A 7,939-nucleotide genomic window follows, 5' to 3' on the forward strand; every position below is an offset into this window, starting at 1 on the left:
CTCATCCCCGTGAGGGGTAAGTGATTTAAAACAAGAAGAACTACAGTTGCTTACGCAACTGCTTGATGAAGTTTTCATCCCCGTGAGGGGTAAGTGATTTAAAACCAATTGTGCTGGGATTGACCGTAGCTTTGCTTATAGTTTTCATCCCCGTGAGGGGTAAGTGATTTAAAACGATTTGTTTGGATGTGGGTTTGTAGTTGGTACAACTAAGTTTTCATCCCCGTGAGGGGTAAGTGATTTAAAACGAATTTAAGCAGAATGTGGGAGTCACTGGTAGAGAGTTTTCATCCCCGTGAGGGGTAAGTGATTTAAAACATCTGATCCTTGCGGCAAACCAGACGAGCGGCTCTCTGAAGTTTTCATCCCCGTGAGGGGTAAGTGATTTAAAACGAGTTCTTGCGTCAGGGAGGAAGTATGCAGCAGCAGCGTTTTCATCCCCGTGAGGGGTAAGTGATTTAAAACTTGACCTTTGTCCATAGCGGACAGATCTGGGAACTTATGTTTTCATCCCCGTGAGGGGTAAGTGATTTAAAACCTGGTGCTGGTGCTGGTGCTGGAGCAGCTGTGCTTAATGTTTTCATCCCCGTGAGGGGTAAGTGATTTAAAACTCTACTCTTACAGAAAGCTTGCCAAATAAAGCTTACAGAACTGTAAAACTGAGGGGGGTCTATTTTACCTGTCAATAAACCACTATTATTGACAATAACTAGAGTCTGCAAGTAACTCAAACCCTGACACATTAAGTTATCTGAGGGGATCAACGAAACAATCAGCCTTTGGTCTGTTAGACGACCCCCTCAGTTTACACTTCTTAACAAAATGCCTTAAGGAAACTAACTATCAGGTTACAAGCAGAGAATATGTATTGATTAAGTTTTCAAGGTACAGGTGTTGGTGTAAACAATAGCATAGCAACCAACACAATGCAATCTCTCTATTAAGGTTTCCAAATCATTGGTCTATATATCTTCACCTCTCCCATCAGACAAGCTACATACTCCCGCACTTGTAACTCTAAACACCTGCGAAAGCTAACTTTATATCCTGTATTTGGGTGCGTTAACTCAGATTGCAGCTTTTCTTCCCAGTGCTTGAGAAACTTTTTCAACGCATGGGGTTGAAGATATACGCCTCCTTTTTCATCAGGAGGAGTAAAATCATCTTCTGTGAAAATATTGGAATTAATCAAATAAGCGACTAAAGAATCAACTAGTTGAGCGCGAAATTCCTCCATTAAATCGCTAACTAAAGCTGGATGATTATCACGGGGGACGTGAAGATTGCCAAAGTGACCGTGCAATCCTATAGCTTGGATAAACGAGAAAACATTTTGGCTGAGTAATGTATATCCTAAACTTAAAAGGCTATTAACTGGGTCAGTCGGTGGACGCTTGGTACGCTTCTCAAATTTAAACACACTAGAAAATAGACTTCCCAATGCTTGAAAATAAACTGTCGCTGCTCTTCCTTCATACCCTCGCAATGCATCCATACTTTCTGCAAAAGGTAATTTATCCATCAAAGTATCTAAATCTTTTATTGCTTCTTTGACAAGATTATCGTCGAATTCTGACGATTTTCTGCGTTTTAAGCGCATTAATAAGATTCGAGAGTTATGAATTTTAGCTGTGACAATTGCTTCAGCTTGGCGACGTGTAAACTCAGGATTTTGACAACACTCCACCTGTCGCATCAAATATTCAACCTTCGCATCGCCTTCCACTTGCAACCTACCAAAATACCTCCCCTTTTGCGATAAATACATAATTGGAATTCGCCGCCGCAAAGCCAAAGAAGCCGCACCATGAGATACATTACAACAGCCAAATAAAACAACATTACTCACCCGACTAACTGGAATCTTGATTCGCAATTCTCCTTGATAAAACACCTGAAATTGCTGATTTTTTACACTCAAATAAGCGCCCTGGTCGGTTACATATAATGTAGACATAAAATCCTGCCAAAGATGAGATATGGGTGCTGTCGGAAATTTGATAGGCTTGTCGATACTGCAAGCCTTGGGAGGACGGGAAACAGATTTTGTCGGGCGTTGTTTGGGGCGAAAATAAGGTAAACCTGATCCATTCGTTACCCATTCACCCTCACGAGTAACCACAGGTGACGGTGGCGCATAAACTTCACCACCAGCAAAGCGATATCCCAGAAAAGTAAACTCATCACCAGGGGCGAAAATTTGTGTTTTATCTGGCTGAAGATGTAAATATAGTTCTCCTAACCAAGTAGTAACTTTGTCGAGAGTGCGATTTGCTTCCAACCAACTGTTACACGCAATGGCAAAATCATCTCCGTACCGCACCAAGTTAATACCGTGACTGAGGCATTTTTTGTCAAATGCAGTCAGGTATAAATTAGCTAAAGCCCCCGAAAGAATACCACCTTGCAACACTCCCTGACCGGGGTAAATCAGTTTTCCGGCGATGACAATTCCTGATTTGAGTTGTCCCTCAAGTAATTGCACTACAATTGGTTCGAGCGATAACTCTTCCAACGCAGTCAACAGTAACGCCCAACACAGGCTGTCAAAAAATTCAGCGATGTCAGCTTTGATGATCGATTTGGGTTGAAATTGGTAATAGGAATATAAATGCTGTACTGCTTGCTGGATATTCCTTCCAGGTCGATAGGCGTAGCTACAATCTAGAAAAGTATCTTCTAGTGGAAAATACAGTTCCTCCAGTAGCAAACGCTGCACAATTCTATCCCGCACAGTGGGAATACCAACCAAACGCTTGCCACCACTACTTTTGCTTAGATAAAATCCTTTAGCAGGACTGGCGCGGTAAGATTCTTGTTGTAACTGGCGCAGCAGAATAGGTAACTGATCATTGATAGCAGACGCAAATAGATCGAGGCTGATATCATCAACACCCGCAGCTTTAGTCCCTGCACGGACGAGAAGCCATGCAGATGTGATTTGTTCAAGAGTGAACATAATATTGAAGTAAAAAGTTAAAAGGCAAAAGAAAGAATTGAGAGGATTTTTAGTTTCTTACCAATGACTAATGAATAATGACAACCTTCATTAGCTAACTTGATTTGTGTTGAGTTACTTAACCTCATATCTTGCACCTACCCCATATCTCGCCCCAGAATAAATTTCTTAGTGGAATTAAAAGCTGGTGCAAGATCTGAATAACTTGATTTTTGCAATTGCGTATATGAGTACGTATATGACTAATTGACCAATGTATATGACTTCGTATATGACTTAATTATTCTTTCTTTTTACTTGTTATGGCTCGTTCTCTTGTTGCATCATCAGCAGGTATTAAAAAAGCTAGGATTGCTTTAGAACGCCAAAATTTGACGCAAATGGCTTTAGTTAACGAGCGGGGAATTGCATCCTGGTCAACTATCAATAATTTTTTTAACGGTAAACGAGTTCAACGCCAGATATTTATTGACATTTGCTCTGAACTCAACTTAAACTGGCAAGATATTGCCCTATCTCTTTTAGAAGAAGAGGAAACCCAAAAATTAACACCCCTCGACAAACTTTGGCAGCAACTTGCAACACTGGGTTCTTCTACTGAACAAATGGGATTAGTTTTGGTACAAGAAGAAACACTCGGTTGGGGTTGGCAGATTCCCAGTCGTTATGAAAAATCTGTATCTTTAGGTAGTCATATTCGCTTTGAAATCAATCTTGAAAGTTCCGGATATTTATTACTTCTACAAAAAGATACATCTGGACAAGTTTGGTGTTTTTGTCCTTCCTGTTTCGCCTCTCAACCACAATTAGATACTGGTAAAACTATTGTGCCTCAAGAGGGTTCACCGAGGACATCTTTCCCTATTGAAGGTAATCTTGGTAAGGAGCATATTTTAGCAGTAATTACCAAGGATGCGCCTACCCTTGATTGGCTACCCCAAGGAAGTGATGCTCCTTTGTACTTAGAAGAAAGTCATTTGGAGCAATTACTAGAATTTGTAAATGAAAGTGAAGAATGTCAGGTTTTCTATACAGATTACATGATTACTGTTTAGTACCAATTATTTATGAAGATGCACAGAATATAAAAGAAACGAACCGCCAAGAACGCCAAGAACGCCAAGAGAGGTTCTCTTTAATAGAGTCTTTCTAGTTAGAAGTGTCTGGAATTAGCAGATGAAACAAATTCTAGAAAAAATAGATCAACTTAATCGAGAAGTGGTACGACTTGCTGGACAAGGCAAATTTGAACAAGCGATAATTGTTGCACAAGAAGCTATAAAAGTAGGACACAAAAATCTATATAAGCATAAAAATTTTGCAGATAGTTTAAATAATCTTGCAGAATTATATCGAATGTTAGGATGTTTTTCACAGGCGAAACCTTTATATATTGAAGCCTTAAATTTACGAAGAGAATTACTAGGAGATTCACATCCAGATATTGCCCAAACTTTGAATAATCTTGCGGCATTTTATGTTGCTCAAGGACTATATTCTCAAGCAGAAACGTACTTGTTTGCAGCTTTAGATATTTTTAAATTTAATTTAGGTGATGAACACGAGCAAATTGCCAATTATTTAAATAATATTGGGGAAGTTTATCGAGAACAGGGACGCTTGGAAGATGCGGAAAAGATGCATCTAGAAGCACTAGAGATGCGGAAGCGGTTGTTGGGAGATTTCCATGTTGATATTGCTCAAAGTTTGGATAATCTTGCAGCCCTTTACGAAAATCAGGCACGTTATGTTGATGCTGAGAAAATGCACTTGTTAGCATTAGCAATGCGAAAAGAGTTGCTGGGTGATGAGCATTGGTATATTGCTGTCAGCTTAAATAATTTAGCGGCGTTGTATAACTCTCAAGGACTTTACTCTCAAGCTGAAGAAAATTATTCCCATGCATTGGAACTATCTCAAAAATGTCTTGGTGATGAACACCCTTATGTGGCAATTACCTTAAATAATCTTGCTAATACTTATAATCAGCAAGGGCGTTATGCAGATGCAGAAAACATGCATTTAACAGCCTTGACAATGCGAAGGAAGTTGTTGGGAGACGAGAATTTAGAAGTTGCACAGAGTTTGAGTAATTTGGGAGATATTTATCTTCTACAAGGACGTTATGTGGAAGCGGAGCAAGTATATGTGGAAGCTTATTCTATCAGAAAAAGTTCCCTAACTCCTGAACATCCCGATATTGCCCTCAGTTTACATAGTCTCGCAGTTCTCTACGCCTATCAAGGACGCTACCAAGCAGCCGAAGAAAAGTATTTGTCAGCATTGTTGCTTTACAAAAATATATACGGTAAAAATCATCCTAGTGTTGCTAAGAATTTAAATCATTTGGGTGGACTTTATAAAGAGCAAGGACGTTTTTCGGATGCTGAACAAAAATATTTAGAAGCTTTAGCAATCAGAAAGAATTTATTTGGACAAGAACATCCTGATATTGCAGATAGTTTCAATAGAATCGCAGAAATTTATCGTTTACAAGGGCGGTATTCCCAAGCTGAAGAGATTTACCGTGAAGCGTATTTTTTGAGTGAACGCTTGCTGGGGGAAATGCATCCTGATGTGGCGGTGTATCTGAATAATTTAGGAGTACTATATGATGCTCAATTCAAGTATTGGCAAGCAGAGCAGTTATTTTTAAAAGTATTGTTAATTATCAAAAATCAGTTTGGCAATAAACATCCACGAGTAGCTAGTACGATGAACAATTTGGCTACAATTTATGGCAGTCTGGGGCGCTACGATGAAGCGGAAGCAATGCATTTGGAAGTATTAGATATCAGAAGGTCTTTATTAGGTCAAGAACATCCAGATATTGCTAACACTTTCAATAATTTAGCAGAGATATACTTGTCTAGTGGACGCTACCTCGAAGCTGAACAATATTATACAGTAGCCTTATTGATGAGGAAGTCTCTGTTGGGAGAACATCATCCAGATGTGGCATTTAGTTTAAATAATTTAGCAACTTTATTAGCTGCTACTCAACGTTTTGATGATGCTTTGTTATGTCGCCTTCAAGCTAGTGAAATTAATGATAAGCTAATTAGCAGTGTATTTGCTTTTAGTTCTGAAAATGATCGGATAGCTTGGATTGAGAAAATTAGAGGTAATTTCGATTTATTTCTCTCTCTAATTTACAAACATCTTCCTCATTCAAAATATGCGTTGCAACAAGGGTTAGATTTTGTCCTCAAACGCAAAGCTCTAACAGTCGCATCATTGTCTGCTCAAAATGAAGCTTTAGTGAGCGATCGCTATCCCCATCTGCAAGAACAATTTCGTCAACTGAGTGATTTAAATGCACAGTTAGTCAAGCTGAATTTTTCTACTCGTCAAATCAGTGATTTCACGAATTATCAACAAGAGTTAGCAGAACTGGAGGCTAGATATAACCACTTACAAAAACAACTAGCATCCCAAATACCAGAAATTCAATTAACAAAGAAACTTCCTGACCGTTTTGCGGTGGCTGAGACGCTACCAACTAACTCGATTTTAGTAGAATTTGTCCGCTTCGATGTTTACGATTTTCATGCAGTTCCAGCTAGAAAAGAAACACAATGGCATCCTGCTCGTTATTTGGCATTTATTTTACCAGCCCAGCAGCCAAATGCAGTGCAGATGATCGATTTAGGAGAGGCTGAAGCTATTGATGAGCTAATTCAGGAATTTCGTTTGCAAGCATCGGACTCTACCAAAAAAACGCTGGCGTGGGGAAAAGCAGCCTCTATACCCAAGTTACAAATTAAACAATATAATCCAGCAGTAGCTATCCACCTAAGTCAAGTGCTTTTTGGGACTATCCGTGAAGTGGTGAGTAAATGCAAACATCTAATACTTGCACCAGATGGTAACTTGAACTTGCTACCGTTTCAAATATTACCCATCGATGATACGGGTACGCACCTTTTGATGGATGAATATATTATTTCGTACTTAGGTGTCGGGCGGGATATTCTCCGCTCTCAAGTTCAGATCACCCGTACTGCGGATGCACCTATGATTATGGCTGATCCAGATTTTGATTTGGCTAGTGAGCACAGGAGTAGGGAAGCCAAGGGACAAGGGAGACAAGGAGGAGAAGAATTTATCAATACTCTTGATGGTGAAATATTGTCCCGCGCTGCTGGTACAAGATTTCTCGGTGAAAGCCTTGCTAAAAAGCTACCAAATGCACGCTTATATATGGGAGCAGAAGCATTGGAAAGCCATTTAGTCAGCAGTGGATGTCCTAATATTATGCTGATCGCCACTCATGGTTTGTTCTTACCAGATTTGCCACAAGTATCCCCTAAGGTGGAGCGCAAAGAATTAGGGATGGAGCGTTTGGCGATATCAAAGGTAAAAAACCCAATGATGCGCTCTGGATTTGCTTTGGCGGGTGCAAATACTTGGCTATCTGGCGGTAATCTACCACCATTAGCAGGTAAAGGCTTTGTTTTTGCTCAGGAGATCACCAGTTTGGATTTATGGGCGAACGAACTGACTGTATTATCTGCCTGTGATACTGCCAGAGGAGATATTAAAATTGGCGAAGGCGTATTTGGCTTGCGTCGGGCTTTTGCTGTCGCGGGTTCAAAAACACTGGTGATGAGTCTGTGGAAAGTACCTGACAAAGCAACTGCTCTGCTGATGGAGCGTTTTTTTGACAACCTGCTCTTGGGAATGGGGCGTGCAGAAGCTTTACGGGATGCCCAGAATTATATACGTAAAATTACAGTAAAAAAATTGCGGCAGTCTGCTTTGGGTTTAGAAGTTTTGAAGGAACTATTGAGGGTGAACGAGTTGTCAGCACAAAGTAAAATTGATTGCCATGAAGAAGATACGCCACTGGAGCATCCCTTTTATTGGGGAGCATGGATTTGTCAGGGGGAAACTGACAAGTTAAAAGTTTAACTTTTGCCTTGTTTGGTCAGGAGTAGTTTGTTATACTATTAGCCGTCAAAGTAAAACTTTAACAGA

Annotated in this window: 3 protein-coding genes and 1 CRISPR repeat array; of the genes, 2 read left to right on the forward strand and 1 reads right to left on the reverse strand. The window is 40.0% G+C overall.

The genetic code is table 11. From position 1 onward, the window contains the following. Positions 1-69 precede the first annotated feature (69 nt). Positions 70-611: direct repeats of the CRISPR family, unit length 36 nt; unit sequence AGTTTTCATCCCCGTGAGGGGTAAGTGATTTAAAAC. Positions 612-940: 329 nt separating this feature from the next. After that, positions 941-2,959 carry a CRISPR-associated endonuclease Cas1 gene (gene cas1 / locus UYI_RS0124350; protein ID WP_016869288.1) on the reverse strand — a complete coding sequence of 673 codons (2,019 nt, stop codon included), beginning with the start codon at positions 2,957-2,959 and terminating at the stop codon, positions 941-943. Positions 2,960-3,261: 302 nt separating this feature from the next. Between cas1 and UYI_RS0124355 the strand changes: the two genes are divergently transcribed. Both UYI_RS0124355 and UYI_RS0124360 read left to right on the forward strand, forming a co-directional pair. After that, positions 3,262-4,014 carry a DUF4384 domain-containing protein gene (locus tag UYI_RS0124355; protein ID WP_016869289.1) on the forward strand — a complete coding sequence of 251 codons (753 nt, stop codon included), beginning with the start codon at positions 3,262-3,264 and terminating at the stop codon, positions 4,012-4,014. Positions 4,015-4,135: 121 nt separating this feature from the next. Further along, a complete protein-coding gene (locus UYI_RS0124360; RefSeq protein WP_016869290.1) occupies positions 4,136-7,873 on the forward strand; it encodes a tetratricopeptide repeat protein in 3,738 nt (1,245 codons plus the stop codon). Positions 7,874-7,939: the final 66 nt, after the last annotated feature.

The organism is Fischerella muscicola PCC 7414 (genome assembly GCF_000317205.1).
In the GTDB taxonomy this organism is placed as follows: Bacteria; Cyanobacteriota; Cyanobacteriia; order Cyanobacteriales; family Nostocaceae; genus Fischerella; species Fischerella muscicola.